The 15,421-nt window shown below is 56.6% G+C and carries 8 protein-coding genes and 2 tRNA genes; 4 read left to right on the top strand and 6 right to left on the bottom strand.

Translation table 11 applies throughout. The features are described from left to right. Positions 1-7 precede the first annotated feature (7 nt). The 5 genes from CHB83_RS11625 to CHB83_RS11605 form a co-directional block, all read right to left on the bottom strand. Positions 8-382 carry a hypothetical protein gene (locus CHB83_RS11625; protein WP_045688060.1) on the bottom strand — a complete coding sequence of 125 codons (375 nt, stop codon included), beginning with the start codon at positions 380-382 and terminating at the stop codon, positions 8-10. 76 nt (positions 383-458) lie between these two features. Next, entirely contained in the window at positions 459-1,811 is a 1,353-nt protein-coding gene (rlmD, locus tag CHB83_RS11620; protein WP_089332904.1) for a 23S rRNA (uracil(1939)-C(5))-methyltransferase RlmD, read from the bottom strand. 161 nt (positions 1,812-1,972) lie between these two features. After that, positions 1,973-4,330 carry an erythromycin esterase family protein gene (locus tag CHB83_RS11615; protein WP_089332742.1) on the bottom strand — a complete coding sequence of 786 codons (2,358 nt, stop codon included), beginning with the start codon at positions 4,328-4,330 and terminating at the stop codon, positions 1,973-1,975. An 83-nt stretch (positions 4,331-4,413) separates the two neighbouring features. Then, positions 4,414-9,042, bottom strand: coding sequence for a gliding motility-associated C-terminal domain-containing protein (locus tag CHB83_RS11610; RefSeq protein WP_179225519.1), 4,629 nt, complete (start codon positions 9,040-9,042; stop codon positions 4,414-4,416). 83 nt (positions 9,043-9,125) lie between these two features. Next, the gene (locus CHB83_RS11605) at positions 9,126-11,357 is read right to left on the bottom strand and encodes a GEVED domain-containing protein (protein WP_089332740.1); all 2,232 of its coding nucleotides are present in this window, start codon (positions 11,355-11,357) and stop codon (positions 9,126-9,128) included. Positions 11,358-11,572: 215 nt separating this feature from the next. On the opposite strand from CHB83_RS11605, the gene CHB83_RS11600 reads away from it, so the two are divergent. Continuing rightward, a complete protein-coding gene (locus CHB83_RS11600) occupies positions 11,573-12,379 on the top strand; it encodes an SDR family oxidoreductase (RefSeq protein ID WP_089332739.1) in 807 nt (268 codons plus the stop codon). 97 nt (positions 12,380-12,476) lie between these two features. Here the strand turns inward: CHB83_RS11600 and CHB83_RS11595 are convergent, their stop codons facing one another. Continuing rightward, entirely contained in the window at positions 12,477-13,205 is a 729-nt protein-coding gene (locus tag CHB83_RS11595; RefSeq protein ID WP_089332738.1) for an SH3 domain-containing protein, read from the bottom strand. A 77-nt stretch (positions 13,206-13,282) separates the two neighbouring features. On the opposite strand from CHB83_RS11595, the gene CHB83_RS11590 reads away from it, so the two are divergent. The 3 genes from CHB83_RS11590 (at position 13,283) to CHB83_RS11580 (ending at position 15,298) form a co-directional block, all read left to right on the top strand. Further along, positions 13,283-13,355 (top strand) — tRNA-Lys (locus CHB83_RS11590). An 890-nt stretch (positions 13,356-14,245) separates the two neighbouring features. Further along, positions 14,246-14,318, top strand: a tRNA-Lys gene (locus tag CHB83_RS11585). A 161-nt stretch (positions 14,319-14,479) separates the two neighbouring features. Next, positions 14,480-15,298 (top strand): SDR family oxidoreductase, encoded by an 819-nt coding sequence (locus CHB83_RS11580; RefSeq protein WP_055562611.1) that lies wholly within the window; start codon positions 14,480-14,482, stop codon positions 15,296-15,298. The last annotated feature ends 123 nt before the right edge of the window (positions 15,299-15,421 follow it).

Below are 15,421 nucleotides of genomic sequence, written 5' to 3'. Positions count from 1 at the left end.
CATCCTGCTAATCCTCCGGGTAGGGGATGTACACGAAGTTGGTAAACTCCTCGTCAAGCACAAACAAGCAGCAGTACTCGTCGGGGTCTTTGTAGGTCTGCTGGAAATCTTCAATTCTTTCGGCTCCAATTACGCGTTGCTGCACCAGCATCTCGGCATAGCTAGCGAAAACGTGCCACTCCAAGTTTAGCTCATCTGCGTTTACCAGCAGGCGGCCCAGGGGCACCTCCTGCCGCGCAAAGATGAAGACGGGGTGCTTGGAAATCTCACGCTTGCGGATTTGATAGGAAGCTTCCTTCAGCGTATCAGAAACGGTAGCAAAATCCTTGGTGATGGTGCCGAGGTATTTTCCGTTCAGCTCGGGGTCGTTGGTGTAGTCCATTGTGCTCATGTAGTTATTCTACGAGTCTTCTCAACACTAATTGATTGCCATCAAGACCTAAAACAATGGCTTTTCCTTACTTCAACTCCAGCAACACCACATTCTCTACGTGGTGGGTGTGGGGAAACATATCCACGGGCTGCACTTTCACCACCTGGTAGGCTTCGTCAAGCAGCTCTAAGTCGCGGGCTTGGGTGGCGGGGTTGCAGCTGACGTACACGATGCGAGGAGCACGCATTTCCAGTAGGCGGGCTACTACGTCAACGTGCATGCCGGCGCGGGGAGGGTCGGTGATAACTACATCGGGGCGCCCGTGCTGGGCAATGAAGTCGGCGTTGAGTACGTCCTTCATGTCGCCGGCGTAGAACTCCGTGTTGGTCACGTCATTGATTGCCGAGTTGATGCGGGCATCGGCAACGGCTTGCTCCACGTATTCTACCCCTACAACGTGCTTGGCCTGACGAGCCACAAAGTTGGCGATGGTGCCAGCCCCGGTGTAGAGGTCATACACCAGTTCATTGCCAGTAAGCTGGGCAAAGTCGCGGGTGATTTTGTAAAGGTTGTAAGCGCCTTCGGAGTTCGTTTGGTAAAACGATTTTGGGCCTACCCGGAAGCGCAAACCTTCCATTTCCTCGTGAATGTAGGGCTCGCCTTTGTAACACACCACCTCCAAGTCGTGGAAGGTTTCGTTGCCCTTGTCGTTGAGGACGTAGTTGAGGGAGGTAATCTGCGGAAACCGTTCGTAGATGTAGTCCAGCAGCGGCTCGATGGCTTGGTGCTGGCGGTAGCACTGCAGAATCACCATCAGGTCGCCGGTGTTGGCCGTGCGGATGATGAGGTTGCGAAGCAGACCTGTTTGCTTGATGATGTTGCCGAAGCGGAGCTCGTTTTCGCGCGCATAGTCGCGAATAGCCAAGCGTATCTGGTTGCTGGGGTCGGGCTGCAACCAGCAGTGGTTAACGTCAATAATCTTGTCGAAGCGGGCTGGTGTATGGAAGCCCAGTACGCGCCGGTCGTACTCCGTAGTCTCGTCCTGAATTTGCGCTTCTGTCAGCCAGCCCATAAAGCTGAAAGTGTACTCCAGCTTGTTGCGGTAGTAGGTTTGGGCGGGCGACCCCATAATGGGTGCCACAGGTGGTATGGCTACTTTACCAATGCGCTGCAAGGTATCTTCCACCTGCTGCTGCTTGTACTGCAATTGGGTGTTGTAGCCGATGTGCTGCCACTTGCAGCCTCCGCATACCCCAAAATGCTCGCAAAAGGGCGTTACGCGCAGCTCCGAGTACTTGTGGAAGTGCGTAGGGACGGCCTCCAAGAAGTTTTTTTTGCTACGGGTGATGCGTAGGTCCACCACGTCGCCGGGGGCTACCTGGGTTACAAAAATGACAAGATTGTCGTGGCGAACAATGCACTTGCCCTCCGCCACCATGTCCTGAATCTCAATGTTGCGGAGCGCGTCCGCCGGGATTTTTTTAGCTGCTTTACTCACGCCAGCAAAGGTACGCACGGATTCAGACGGAAAATGAAGGCGACACGGATTTCCTGGGGTGTACTACTCCCTCAGTCGGTTGCCGCTTCACTGCCCAGCCGTTAGGGAATGCTGCGCAACGGCGTGGAAGTTGGTAGATAAAGCAGGGCGTCGAACTCCCGGCGGAGGTCATGCCGCAAAAACGTGCTTCTAGGTACCGTGTGCTCTACGTCGCGCAACAGAAGGTTTTGGTAGAGCCACTGCGTGCCGGGGGAGAGGCTAGGATGGCGCAAGTCTAGTAGAATGGGGGTGGTAGTAGCCGTCCGGAAGTAATACTCGTAGCTGCCGGGCTCGGCCGTAGCGGCTTCGGCCATAGCAAAGCGGCCTTGGGGGTCAGTTGTCCGAAAGCTGCCCCTGCCAAATGCCGATGCTAGGGCAACGTAGTTGGGGCCGTAGGTAGCGCGCAGCAAGCGGCCAGTAGTGGCGGTGGCATCTAGCACATGGTTGTGAGCCAATACTATTAGGGTAGCGCTGTTGGGCTGGCTATGCAGCCAATGAATGTTCTGGGCCAGCGACGTTGCCCGGTAGGTGGGTGCCAGCTCCAAGTCGAGGGTTTGTAGCGTCACGTATTGCTCTAGTTCTAGCAGTAGCTGCTGCTGAATGGCTGCTTCCTCAAGCATAAGCCCGCCGCCAGCCTGCAACCGTACCCGCTCTTCCAAGCCGGCGCGCACGTTTTGCAGTGTAGTCCGGACAAGGGTCAGGCGCGGGTCGGTCTTGGTTGGTTCCGTAAACGGATTCAGGCGAATGCCCGCGCCGGGTAAGGCTTGGAGCTGTTGGCCGAGCTGCTCTAGCTGGGTATGCAAAGCCGTTGCGGTTCTGGGGAGTAGCTCTCGGAGGTACGCTATGGTTTCGGAGGGAAGCTGGCATTCCAGGCCGCCCACGTGCACCTTGACAGCAGCCCGCTCATTGAACGCGCGTAGCCATTGCACCAGCGCCAGGGTTTCTGCCGAATTATAAGCGCCCATTTTGCCGAGTAGCTGGCGTGGGTTTCCCTGTCCAGTTCGCAGATAGTCATTCAGCGCTAGACAAACGGCTCTGTCGGCTTCCAAGGCAATAGTGCGTACTCCTTTCTGCTCTATGAGGTAGCGGGTGAGGCGGTGACGCAGTTGCGCAATTTCGCGGGAGCCATAGCTGACCTCCCCCAGGCCAATTATCTGCGCTTTTGTTACTAACGCCCCGAAGGGTGCCAAGTCCTTCACGTCGCCGCCGTCGGGTATCACCGTGCGTAGGGGGAGGGCCGCTTTGCGCAGCCAGGCCAACTCGGTGGCGGTAGGGAGAGCCACGGCGGCGGGGTCGGCAGGTGGTGCGTACGGCTTGCCATCAACGAGCAGTTGCAGGTTATCAATCCACACGGATGTACCCGCGTTGAGGCTCATACCCAACGCTACCTGCGTAACGAATTTATTCCACGTAATAGGAATGGCCACCGCAAAGGGTTGCCAATCGACGGTTGGGCCGCCCTCGGGAGGTAGGGGCAATTCGCGTACGGCATCTGCGCTGCCCCAACGTGGCCCAAATCGGCTGTCTTCGGTTAGTAGGCAGTAAGCAAAGGCAGCGCCCGGAGCCTTGCTACTACCTCGTATGTAGCCTTTCACTACTAGGGTTTTACCTCGCAACGACGAATAAAGGGGCACTTGCCCAAGGTAGCCAACCGAACGCCCAGGGCCCACTGCGGTCAGGTGGAGGCTGCGTTTGCCATGTTGCGCTGGGGTCAGTGAATCGAGGCGTGCTTGGTATCGAGGGTCTTGCAACGGAGGAAATGCACGCTCGAAGTCCCAATTAGGACGGCGGGCGGCAGCCGTGAGCACCGGGGGTTCAGTGCCTGGTAGCAACTGGTCGTGGTAGCGTTGCTGGCCGTTGTTCCACTCTACCCGCACATCATCCAGCCATACCCGCCCCTGGCCCTGAAACCGCAGCCCAACCCGCAAATTGGTAGTGGCCTGGGGTACGGGAAGCTGAATTTGCACCCGTTGCCAGCCAGAGGTTAGCGGGGCCGCAGGCGAGTTGAAGTTATCGTTGCCGGCTAGGTTTTCACCCGCAACACTGGTTTGGGCATAAGCATAGAGGTAGGCTTTACCCACAAACTGCTGGGTGCGGAGCTGCCCGCTAATGGTGACCGTTTGCCACCGCAGCGAATCGACGGGGGTAATGCTAGTAGATACGGCCCCCGATACGGGTTCTTCGGTTTGGCTGACATCAATAAGTAGGCTGCCTCGACCACTCGCCGCCCGTGTGAGCGTATCAACACGCCGTAGCTTGGCATCATTAGGCGTTGCAGCACCGCGAGTACCCCACATCCATAGTAGTAAGGGCTGGTGGTGGTTGGCTTCCGGCTCGAAATTGAGATTGTGTCGCGCCTGGGCGCGGCTAGTGCTAGGCAACAGTAACAGCAACACTGGCAGAAGGTAAAGCAGCCGCATGGTATAGAGCAAAGAGATAGAGTAGAAAATAAAAGCGCCGTTCAGAAATATCCGAACGGCGCTTTTTAACAGCTTATTGCCGGTTAGCGGTTGATTTCAAACCAGCCTTTGTAGATAGTGCCGTCCCGAAGTTTGAACAGGTAGTAATACATACCCGCCCCTTGGTCCTGACCGCCGTAGTCGTTGCGGTAGTTGCTGGTTTGGTATACCTGCTTACCCCAGCGGTTGAAGATGGTAAGTGTGTTGCTGGGGTAAAGCGCCACGTTGTCGATGACCAGCACGTCGTTCTTGCCGTCGCCGTTGGGCGTGATGATGTTGTAGAAGCCCAGTTTGTTTTCAAACGCCACACACGCATCGTTGGAGTACGCCGTGCGCGGGTTGGTTTCCGTGCTGATGGCTTGCACTCGGAAGCACTGGTTGAAACCGGCCGTGCTGGTAGGTAAGCTCAGGCTTAGGGTAGTGCCGCTTACCGTTGCTACTTGCTCCGTTACGCCATTGTCAGCCACGCGCGAGATGCGGTACTCCTGCACTGGAAAGCCCACGTACGCCGACCACGTTAGACTTACTTGGCCTACGTCGCGCCGGCCCGTGCTCTGGGTGGCCACGGCCTTGGTGAGGATGGTGGTATGCTCTTGGCTGCTGAGCACCGTGCCGCAGGCGTTGGTGAGGTCAAGGCGGTACTGGTAGGCGTAGGTATCGGCGTCCGCACCGGCATCGGTAAAGCTGGTAGCCGAGTTGGCTACCGTGCCCACGGTGACGTAGGCGCCCGTGCTACCCGCTACTCGCCGCCGAATCTGGACCTGGTTGCTGTTGCCCGTGTTGTTAGGAACGGCCAGGGTTAGCGTTACGCTGCGGTCCTGGGCCGCCGCGTTTACCGAAGCGGTACTCAGCGCCACCGTAGCGTTATCAGGACGGATGGTGACGGTAGCAGCGCAGCTGGCGCTAGTGGTTTCCGTAACCGAGAGCGTAGCCGTGGCGCTACCAGCTGGAATATCTATTGTTACGGTATTGGTGCCCTGGCCACCCGTGATGGTGCCGCCCGCAATGGTCCACTGGTATTGACCACCTGGGAAGCTAGTGGCCGTGTAGGTCAGGCGCGTGCGCGCCTCGGGGCAGTAGCTAAGTGGGCCCATAACGGCCAGCGGCGGTACTACTAGGAAGGTCTTTGTATATACCTGACCCTGGCAACCGTTGGCATTGGTTTCACGGATGGTAAGCGTGTAGGGGGTAGCGCTGGCGGCAGGGGTAGGCAGCGTCAGGGTATTGCCAGTGCCGCTGACAGCAGCGCCATTCAGGGCAAAAGCGTAGGAAGATGTAGAAGTACCTGGCAAGGAGAAGCGGATAGTGCTCGTACTTGCACACACCCGATCGGGACCCGTAATGGCTAGGTTCGTAGCCGGTGCGGGCAGCACCGTCACATAAAGCGTGTCGCTAACCCCGCGGCACACGCCGCCCGCCGGGTTGCTCGACTCCGTTACTACTAGCTTCACTACCCCGGCTTGGGTCCAGTTTACTTGTACCGAGGCTTGGTTGGTACTGACCTGGGTACCGCCGATAATCTGCCAGGCGTAAACCGAGCCATTGGTATACTGGGTCTGATACGTGAAGGGGCCGCCGCTTTGGCACACGCGTAGCGGGCCAGTGGGCGTAGCGGTAGCCAACTGCTGGTTTACCCGCACCGGCAGCGTAAAAGTATCCGACGAACACCCGAAGGCATTGAGCTGGAAAGCGCGCACTGAAGCCGTAGTAGTGGCCGTTCCCCAGTTGACCGTAATAGCGCTGGTGCCCTGCCCGCTGGCAATAGTACCGCCCGTTACAAGCCACTGATACGCCATGGCGCGTGGGTTACGAATAGCGTAAGCTACGCCCTGCACCGTGGGGCACACGGAGCGGCTACCTTGAATGCTATCCAATGCGGGGCGTGGGTTCACCGTGATGCGCACCGTATCGCGGGCCGTGCAGCTTTGGGCCGAGGTAGCTACCAGAATATACGTTAGCGTCAGGGGGGCCTGCGTCGTGTTCACACCCGTGAATAGAGGCTGAGCGGTAGACGTGCTGCTCAGGTTGGCGGCCGGACTCCAGCTGTACGTGTAACCCGCACGCGCGGCGGCCCCTAATGTTACGCGTTTTCCGTCGCACAGGGCTACATCGGGACCAGCCTGGGCAATGGCAGCCGGGTTTACTGTCACCGTCACGGTGCTAGTGCTGGAGCAGCCCTGGGCCGTAGTGGCCGTCAACGTGTACGTGTAGGTTTGAGCGGTGCCCGTCAGGTTTGGTAGGCCAAAGGTTGGCTGAGCCGTGGTGGTAGCATTCAACCCGGCAGCGGGGCTCCAGCTATACGTGTACCCCGCTACTGGGGCTGCGCCCAGCACTGTTGTTTCACCCGAGCATACGGCCCGGTTAGCCCCAGCAGCAGCCGTAGCAGATGGGTTGATAGTGATGCGCACGGTGTCGCGGTTGGTGCACCCCTGAGCAGTAGTAGCCGTCAGAATGTAGCTCACTGTCTGCGGCACCGAGGTAGCAGTAGTTAGCGTGAGCAAAGGTTGCGCGGCCAAAGGGTTGTTCAGGCCAGTCGCGGGGCTCCAGCTATACGTGTAGCCTGTGAGGGCAGCAGCACCCAGCGTTACGGCCGTGCCGGAGCACGTCGTGCGGTCGGGGCCAGCCTGTGCCACAGCGGGCGGGTTTACCGTAACAGTCACGGCACTCGTAGCCGAGCAGCCCTGAGCGGTAGTGGCCGTTACCGTATAGGTGTAGGTTTGGGCCGTAGCAGTAGCGTTAGTCAGCGTGAGAACTGGCTGAGCCGCGGTGGTGCTGCTCAAGCCAGCCGCGGGGCTCCAGCTGTAGGTGTACCCCGTGAGGGCGGCGGTACCCAAGGTGATACCCGCGCCGGAGCAAGCCGATTGGGCGTTGCCCGCATTTGCTACGGCGGCTGGGTTCACGGTTACGGTTACCTGGCGCGAAGCAGAGCACTCCCCATTGGAAGTTGATACCGTGTAGGTAGTAGTTTGGGCAGGCGTAACCGTGATGCTGGCCCCGGTAAACGTCTGACCCGTGCTGCTAGTCCAGGTGTAAGCTTGCCCGCCGGTGGCAGTGAGGGTAGTAGAAGCACCTGGGCAGATGCTCACATTGGGGCTCGCGGCCAGGGTACCCGGAGGGCGCACCGTAATAGTTCGCACTACGGAATCGGTAGAGCACCCAAACGACGACACCCCGCGAAGCACGAGGCGCCCGGTGCCCGTAGTGTTCCACAGTACCTGCACCGTGCGGCCCGTAGCACTGCCCTGAATGGCCCCGCCGCGCACCGTCCAGCGGTACGTGCTAGTCGTGGGGCCGTTGGCTGTGTAGGTGCGGGCGGTGGCCCGGTCGCACACAACGGAGTCGCCCGTAATGCGGTTTGGCCCCGCCGCTCGGGTCACGTACACCTGAAAAATGTCGGCTACGCTTTTGGCGCCGCAGGTCACGTCGGTGGCCGTTACTACCACATCGTAGGGCGTGGTGCGGGCGTTGCCGCACTGGGGGGTAAAGGTGAAACGCCCGTTTACACTGCCCGCCGTGCCTTGAATAGTAGCGCTGCCGGAGGGGTTGCCCGCTACCACCGTGCCAGCATTGCCGGAAAGGGTAGCGTCGTAGCCCCCGGCGCCATCCAACAACACGCTGTTTACTTTCAGATTGACGGAGTTCTGGTCTGGGTCGCGGACCGCAATGTTAAAACTCAAGGGCTGGCCCTCCTCCACGGTATACACGTGAATTGCCTGCGTAGCCGCCGTGAAAGCAGGGGCCCGATTGGGCTGGCAGGTGCGCGCCACCAGTTGAATTTCGCGGCGCGTAGAGCCAATGAGCACTTCCACGCCATTGATTGTTCGGTACTCCCGCACCTCTACAGCTACTACGTAAGAGCCTAGCCTAGGCGCCGCGTATCGGCTCAGCCCGTTGCTGGCATCAAGATAGGCGTAGCTGCCGGCGGCGGTACCAAACGGTGAGGCTTGGCTGTAGGTGCTAGCGTACGGTACCGTAGGAGGGGCACCCGTAAAGGAATTGGGCAAGTTGAAGCCCCCACCCAACTGCAACGACCCATAGGGACGGCTAAACGAATACACCAGCCGGTCGCCATCGGGGTCTACGGCGTTATTTACTAGAATGCTCGTGTCGCCTTGGCATACCACTACCACGGCCGTGTCGGAGAAGGTAGGAGAGGCGTTAGGCAGCAGGGGCGGCGCCATCTCCACGTAAATCATCTGCGAGTACTGGTCGGAGCTGACAAGGTTTGTGATGCCTACGTTGCGGTTGCCGTCGCTGTACACGGCGTAGTAGCCGTCAAACGACACGGGGAGATTTACTACGGCTTCGTACCGGCACAGGCGCACGGCCAAGGAGCCCGTAGTACTACACCCGCCCGGCTGGGGCGGGGTAATAACGCTGTTGCTTACGCGCGGTAGCGTCAAGCGCGAGGTAAAGGCCCCATTTTGGGATTTGTTGTAAAAGCCTACCTCAATACTCGGGCGGCCATCGGGCACCTGAGAAGTAACAGGGTCAGCATTTACGTAGATAAGCACCGTTACCTGATAGCGGAAGGGGTTGTTGGTAGGCCCGTTTGCATCTAAATAGCGGTAGTTTATCTCGCCGCCAAGCAAGTGCGTAGCCGAGGCCGACAGTAAGCCGAACCCCAACCAAAGTACCAGTAGCAGGCAGCTTCGGAGTAATGTTGTTCGCATAGAGAAGGGAAAAACAGAGAAAGAAGAGACAGTGGAGCCGCTTTTAGCGGAGAAATTCATCAGATATTGCTGGGAAGACTGGACTACTCGCGCACCACGCGGTGCACGGCAGTTTGGCCATCAGGATATTGTAAGCGCAATACATACACCCCCGCAGGGAGTGGCCGGAGGTTGAACTCAGTGTTGTGAGTAGGTAGCAGGCGAAGGGTCGCAGAGAGTAGATGCGCGCCCAGCAGATTTTCTACCCGCACCAAACAAGCGCCAGGAATAGCTGCTTCGCCCGCCCGTAAATACACCAGTCCATCGGCTGTTGGGTTGGGAAATACATCTAGGGTAGCCCGCCGATGAACTAGGGTAGTGGCTGTTACGGGGGAAATAAGCACCGTGTAATCCTCTGTTTCGGAGCCGGGCTGGTTTGCCAGACAGGCGTTGGGCTGGTTTGCGTTTAAGCGTACAACAACCCGCATTCGGGTGGCACCAATCGTTTCGGCTTGCGTGGGTGCAGTCACAGAAACAGTAGCCGGTTCGACTCCAACCGAGTTAGTTACCAACTCGGAGAAAGCAAAAGTGCCGTCGCGGTTCCAGTCAACCCACACAAGGGTGCTATGCTGGAGAGTGGGGGCGGTAGTTACCGTAAGAGTAGAAGCAAGGCCAGGGCGCAAGGTCATCACCCGGCTGTTGTAGTTGCCGTACCCGTTAGTATCGGCGCCAGAGGCATTGGCGAACGTGGGGGCGTTAGGAGTAACCAGGGCTACGTTCGTTATCCAGAAGCTCGCGTTTTGCCCTGAGGAAGCGCAGTACGGTACGCAGGGAATTGCAACCTGCACGTAGTCTGCTAGGGTTTTGGTGTCGGTCCCAAACGTATTGGTAACGGTCAGGGAAACGGCGTAAAAGCCGGTGCTCTGATAGGTATGGCTAGGGTTTTGAAGGGTGCTGGTGCTGCCATCTCCAAAATTCCAGTGCCAGCTAGTAGGCGCATGCTCACTTTTGTCGGTGAACTGCACGCTCGTTTGGCAGCTGCCTGCTACATAGGTAGAAGTAAAATCGGCCGCCGGGCGGCTGGTATTCGGCTGCAACGTGATGGTGTAATCCTCCGCCTGGCCATATTGAACAGCGGTGCAAGGCGTGAAGGAAGAACCCGCATAATCGGAAATCACGCGCAGCCGCAGGGGGTGGTTGAGCACTGCCGCAGTAGGCATCGTCACCTGGCCGCTTGGGTTCGTTGTATTCAGAGCCTGATACAGCAACTCTGAGGTTGCAAAAATGCCGTCATTGTTGGCATCTAGCCATACGCGTGTATCCTGCGCCAACGTAGGGTTGGTCGTCAAACGAATAGGGTAGTGGCCTCCCGCCGTGAGTGTTGCCTGTCCAGTGCACGTGAAATCCTGATAGCCCACCGAACCATCTGCTGACGACTGCGTGAGAGGCCCCAGCGAGAAGCTAGTGATGCCGTAATTACAGCAGTAAGCGGATGTTGCCGGGGTGCAGGTCGCTACTATGGGCGCGTAGCTAGTATAGGTCACGTAGCCCGTACGCGTGCGAGTAGTGCTACCCAAGGCGTTAGTCGCCGTCAGCTCAACAGTGTACGTGCCGGCCGCGGCATAGTAGTGACTGGGATTTTGAAGGGTGCTGGTGGTTCCGTCGCCAAAGCTCCACAGCCAATGGGTAGGTGCATACTGGCTTTGGTCAGTAAACTGTACTATTCCGGAGCAGGTCTGGGGGTGGTCAACTACAAATTCAGCAGTGGGTGGCATTGTACCGGCACTCACCACCACGCTATAGTCCTCAGTTTGCGAATAATACGGGGTAGAGCAAGGCGTAGGCACCGGTGCATTCGCGTAATCGGCGGCGATGCGCAGACGCAGACGCACGCCCATGCTGGTGGTAGAAGGTAGCCGAATAGTACCCGTATGCACTCGTTTGGCGTTGGAGCTAAATACGAGCTCCGAAGAAGGATTGAAAACGCCATCATTGTTTAAGTCAATCCATGCCCGCACCGTCTCATCGGTGTTTGCGTTGGTCTGGATGCTAAGGATGGCATCCGTACCCAGGACAAGAGCCGCCGATTGTTGACAGGAATAATCCTGATAGCCATCCGTAGCGCCCGCCGACGCATGGTGCAGCGTGCCCAGCGTAACGGCGAAGATGCCCATGCTGAAGCTGCTAGTAGCGGCTGGAGCATTGCCAGGCGTGCAAGCAGTAGTAGCGGCGGGGCACTGAGCTCTTAGTATTGGTGCCGGGCCCACCATAAAGAATAGCACCATCACCCCACGCCAGCTGGCTAGACAGCGCAGAGCGCATAAAAGGAGCATCATGCAGACACGAGGTAAGGAAGCATAGAATAACAGGTTAAATGTAAAGACAATGCGTGGAAAAAATGCAATTTCTTCGTCTGCTTACTTGCTTGAGTGCTCAGCAGCCTACCTCGCTTCTCGAACCGAGAGTTTGTGCGGTAGCGCCCATAGGATGCCCGAAATACCTGTAGTTTTGTAAGACGTAGTACCGACGGCAGGGTCGTTATATTTTCTTCATGAAAGACAAAGTTGTACTTATCACAGGTGGTACTTCCGGCATTGGTCGGGCCACGGCGTTGGCATTCGGGCAGGCGGGCGCCCATGTAGCCGTTACTGGACGCGACGAGGCGCGTTTGCGTGATATTGCCGAAGAACTTACCTGGCTAGGCGTACGCCACGTGGTTATTCGCGCTGATGTAGGTGTAGAGGCCGATTCTCGGCGGGCCGTGGAGGAAACGGTAGCAGCCTTTGGCCGACTGGATATTCTGATCAACAACGCAGGTATTAGCATGCGGGCTTTGTTCCGCGACGCCGACTTGGACGTGATTCAGCGGCTGATGCAAACCAACTTCTTCGGTACTGTATACACTACCAAATTTGCGCTGCCTCACATTACCCAGGCGAAAGGCTCCATTGTTGGCATCAGCAGCATAGCAGGCTACCGAGGGCTGCCCGGTCGCACGGGCTACTCCGCTTCCAAGTTTGCCATGCACGGCTTTCTGGAAGCGTTGCGTACAGAGCTATTGCCCCAGCAGGTGCACGTGCTGCTAGCGTGCCCTGGCTTCACCGCCTCCAACATCCGGAATACCGCCCTGGCTGCCGATGGCTCCCAGCAAGGCGAGTCGCCACGCGACGAACAGAAAATGATGAGCAGCGAAGAGGTAGCCCAGCACTTGATTGATGCCGTGCGCCAACGCCGCCGCGACCTAGTGCTTACGGGGCAAGGCAAACTCACTGTATTTCTCAACAAGTGGCTGCCTGGCCTCGCTGATAAGCTGGTGCTGAACCATTTCCGTAAGGAGGAACCTGATTTTAAGCTTTAAAACTACCGGTACACTGAGTTGAAAGCTCTTGATTAGAGAAAGGGCCGGGTTTCGGAAGAATCCTGGCCCTTTTTCTAGACAAGCTGATACTAAAAGCTTAATCTATCAAGACCAAATCTGGGGTGCGGATGTAGGCATCCTGCCCTTTCCAGCGGACACGGTACCAGATATCTTGTTTGCCTTGCACGGCGAACCGGTCGCCGGCCGCCGCAGTAGTCAGCCAAGCCGCTCCCGCCGATGGTCCCGCCATTAGGGCTGCGTGCGAACGAGCAACTAAGCCCACCCGAGGTGGGGCCAATAGGTTGAGAAAGACAGCGGTAGCCGCTAGGTAAGCGCCATAAGCCGTCCACCATGCCCGGCCCGCCGTGCGCCGTCGTACGAGCAGCAATGTGCCCGCCACCACTGCTACTACAAGTAGGCCTTGCAGCAGACGGTTGTAGTACCTGCGAAAGGTGATAGTTAAACTTTGGCGCCACGTGTCAGGGTAGCCCGTGAGGCGGTGTTCTTGTGCCAAGGCCGCCATTTTGCGCCAAGTATCCTGACGTGGTTGGCCCGCTTGGGCCAAACTGAGGTAGTACAAAGCGGCCGGATACTGGTTGCGGCCTTCCTGCACATAGGCCATGCGCAGCAACTGCTGGGGCGACTGATGTCCGCCTTGCTCCCGAATTTGCCGGTAGAGCTGGTAAGCTGGTTCTGCCTGCCCAGCATCAAACAAAGAATCGGCCCGAGAAAGAAGTTTGGTAATATTTTGGCTTTGAAGCGGTTGAGCTTCTACGCGGCAGGCGAGGAAAAAAAAGAGCGAAAAAAGAAGGCGAATTTTCAGCAAAACGTTTGGAGTGTAAAGTGCGGCCTACTACTTTTGTGCCACAATCAGCGAAAAAGCTCGCTGGTAGCAAAGAAAACGATTCTGTAGCTCAGCTGGTAGAGCAATACACTTTTAATGTATGGGTCCTGGGTTCGAATCCCAGCGGGATCACACAAGCCTCACCTTTCGGTGGGGCTTTTTTCTTGCCCGATTGGCTAGGATCCTTTGGAATCTAAGCGCAGACTTCCGACTACGACAGCGCTAGTTAAGTCTTTGCAGCCGAGAGGTCTAGCCTGAATTATTACGCTAAGCACAACAGACGAATCTTGGTGTGACTTTTCGTGCCTACCTGAGTTCAAACAAGGCAAGAAAGGAAATTCGGTTTTATTAGCTGATAGTCATCAAGTAGATATGCCACGCCCGGCCTATGGCATGGCAGTGACTGCACTACTCTGGTGCCCCGAATTTTGTAGGAAATTTTGGTTTGGTTGCGGTAGGTATATGGGTTCAGCCAGGTACTACCTCCCAGTATCATCGAAGATATTGCTGTAACTCATACTTCCTGCTTGTTCTGATAATAACACACGACATATGTGTTTTTCAGTTTCAGGGCATATAATCGTTGCTCCACCCTTGGGTTTGTCTTGAACAGTAGGAAAGCCAGAAGACTTATAAATAAGGATGGGGCGAATTTGGGTAGGATTAGATACAACTAGGGGAAGGCGCTAGTAGCAAACAGAAGGACAGGTGTTCTGCTTCGGTACCTAATGACAGAAGCACCAAAAGCGCTACCCGTTGGGACTTTCTAGAGTGATACGATGGGTCGACTTTTCAGAAACAAGGCCCAAATACAGCCGCAGTGCCACACTTGGGGTAAACACGCGGAAAATTTTTGAAAAAATATACCAAAATAGGTGTGCTGTGTATGAAGTATTTACGGGTGTGAAGGCGTCCGAAAGTGCCTTCTTCTAGCCGAAAATAGATATCCAGATTTGCACATGTAAAATCGACCTTCTACTTTTGCCATCCCTTCCACGGAATACTCCGCTAGTAAGGGAAACGATTCTGTAGCTCAGCTGGTAGAGCAATACACTTTTAATGTATGGGTCCTGGGTTCGAATCCCAGCGGGATCACACAAGCCCCACCTTCCGGTGGGGCTTTTTTCTTGCCTTGTAGGAAGGGGTAAGTGCTAGACTAGTGAGCAGCTAGGTCTGATTTAGATAAGATTCATGTAACTAAAGAATCTGTTTGAGAGTCTAGGAAGGAATATCAACTACATTTCTTTCCAGACGATATGGCCAATTCAGCATCTTCTGCGCGCCTGCAAAATCAGGTAGCACTCATAACAGGTGGTAGCTCCGGTATTGGAGCCGGTGTAGCCAAGGCCATGGCCGCCGAGGGCGCTACCGTAGTGGTCAACTACTCGCATAGCGCTGATGAAGCCCAGGCTGTGGTAGACGAGATTAAGCAGGCCGGTGGGAAAGCCGTGGCTATCCAAGCAGATGTAAGTAAAGAAGACCAAGTGCTGCACATGTTCGATGAGGTTCGGCGGCAGTTTACTACCCTGCACATTCTTGTAAACAACTCTGGTATTCAGCAAGATGCCAAGTTCTTGGATATGACGCTGGAGCAGTGGCAGAAGGTTATTGACGTAAACCTCACGGGGCAGTTTCTGTGTGCCCGAGAGGCCGCCCGCGAGTTTGTGCGCCGCGGCCCTCAGCCAGAAGTGTCGAATGCCACGGGTAAGATCATTTGCATGAGTTCGGTGCACGAGGTTATTCCGTGGGCTGGCCATGTGAACTATGCCACTAGCAAGGGCGGCATTATGCAGCTTATGAAGAGCATGGCCCAAGAATTAGCTCCTCAAAAAATCCGCGTCAATAGCATCGGGCCGGGCGCCATAGCTACGCCCATTAACCTGTCGGCGCGCGACACGCCTGAAGAAGAAAAAAGCTTGCTTACGCTGATTCCCTACGGTCGCATTGGCGAACCTGCCGATATAGGTAAAGTAGCTGTGTGGCTAGCCTCCGACGAATCGGACTACGTGACGGGAACTACCCTCTTTGCCGATGGTGGCATGACGCTCTACCCCGGCTTCGCTGACAACGGGTAAGCAACTACTAGGCCCTAAGTAGCCGTGAAGTAGTACGCGGCGTAATCACATGGCTGGCGTTACCTTACTGCTGCCTAGGGCCTATTTTGGTAGTTTCACACTGGCACCCGGCAACTAGTAGTC

This window comes from Hymenobacter mucosus, from assembly GCF_900188255.1.
GTDB lineage: Bacteria > Bacteroidota > Bacteroidia > Cytophagales > Hymenobacteraceae > Hymenobacter > Hymenobacter mucosus.
This window is presented reverse-complemented; position numbering and strand designations above follow the sequence as displayed.

Coding starts and splice junctions, on each gene's coding strand:
- CHB83_RS11625 (WP_045688060.1), bottom strand. CDS start 382: ATGGACTACACCAACGACCCCGAGCTGAACGGAAAATACCTCGGCACC.
- rlmD (WP_089332904.1), bottom strand. CDS start 1,811: ATGGTGGCGGAGGGCAAGTGCATTGTTCGCCACGACAATCTTGTCATT.
- CHB83_RS11615 (WP_089332742.1), bottom strand. CDS start 4,330: ATGCGGCTGCTTTACCTTCTGCCAGTGTTGCTGTTACTGTTGCCTAGC.
- CHB83_RS11610 (WP_179225519.1), bottom strand. CDS start 9,042: ATGCGAACAACATTACTCCGAAGCTGCCTGCTACTGGTACTTTGGTTG.
- CHB83_RS11605 (WP_089332740.1), bottom strand. CDS start 11,357: ATGATGCTCCTTTTATGCGCTCTGCGCTGTCTAGCCAGCTGGCGTGGG.
- CHB83_RS11600 (WP_089332739.1), top strand. CDS start 11,573: ATGAAAGACAAAGTTGTACTTATCACAGGTGGTACTTCCGGCATTGGT.
- CHB83_RS11580 (WP_055562611.1), top strand. CDS start 14,480: ATGGCCAATTCAGCATCTTCTGCGCGCCTGCAAAATCAGGTAGCACTC.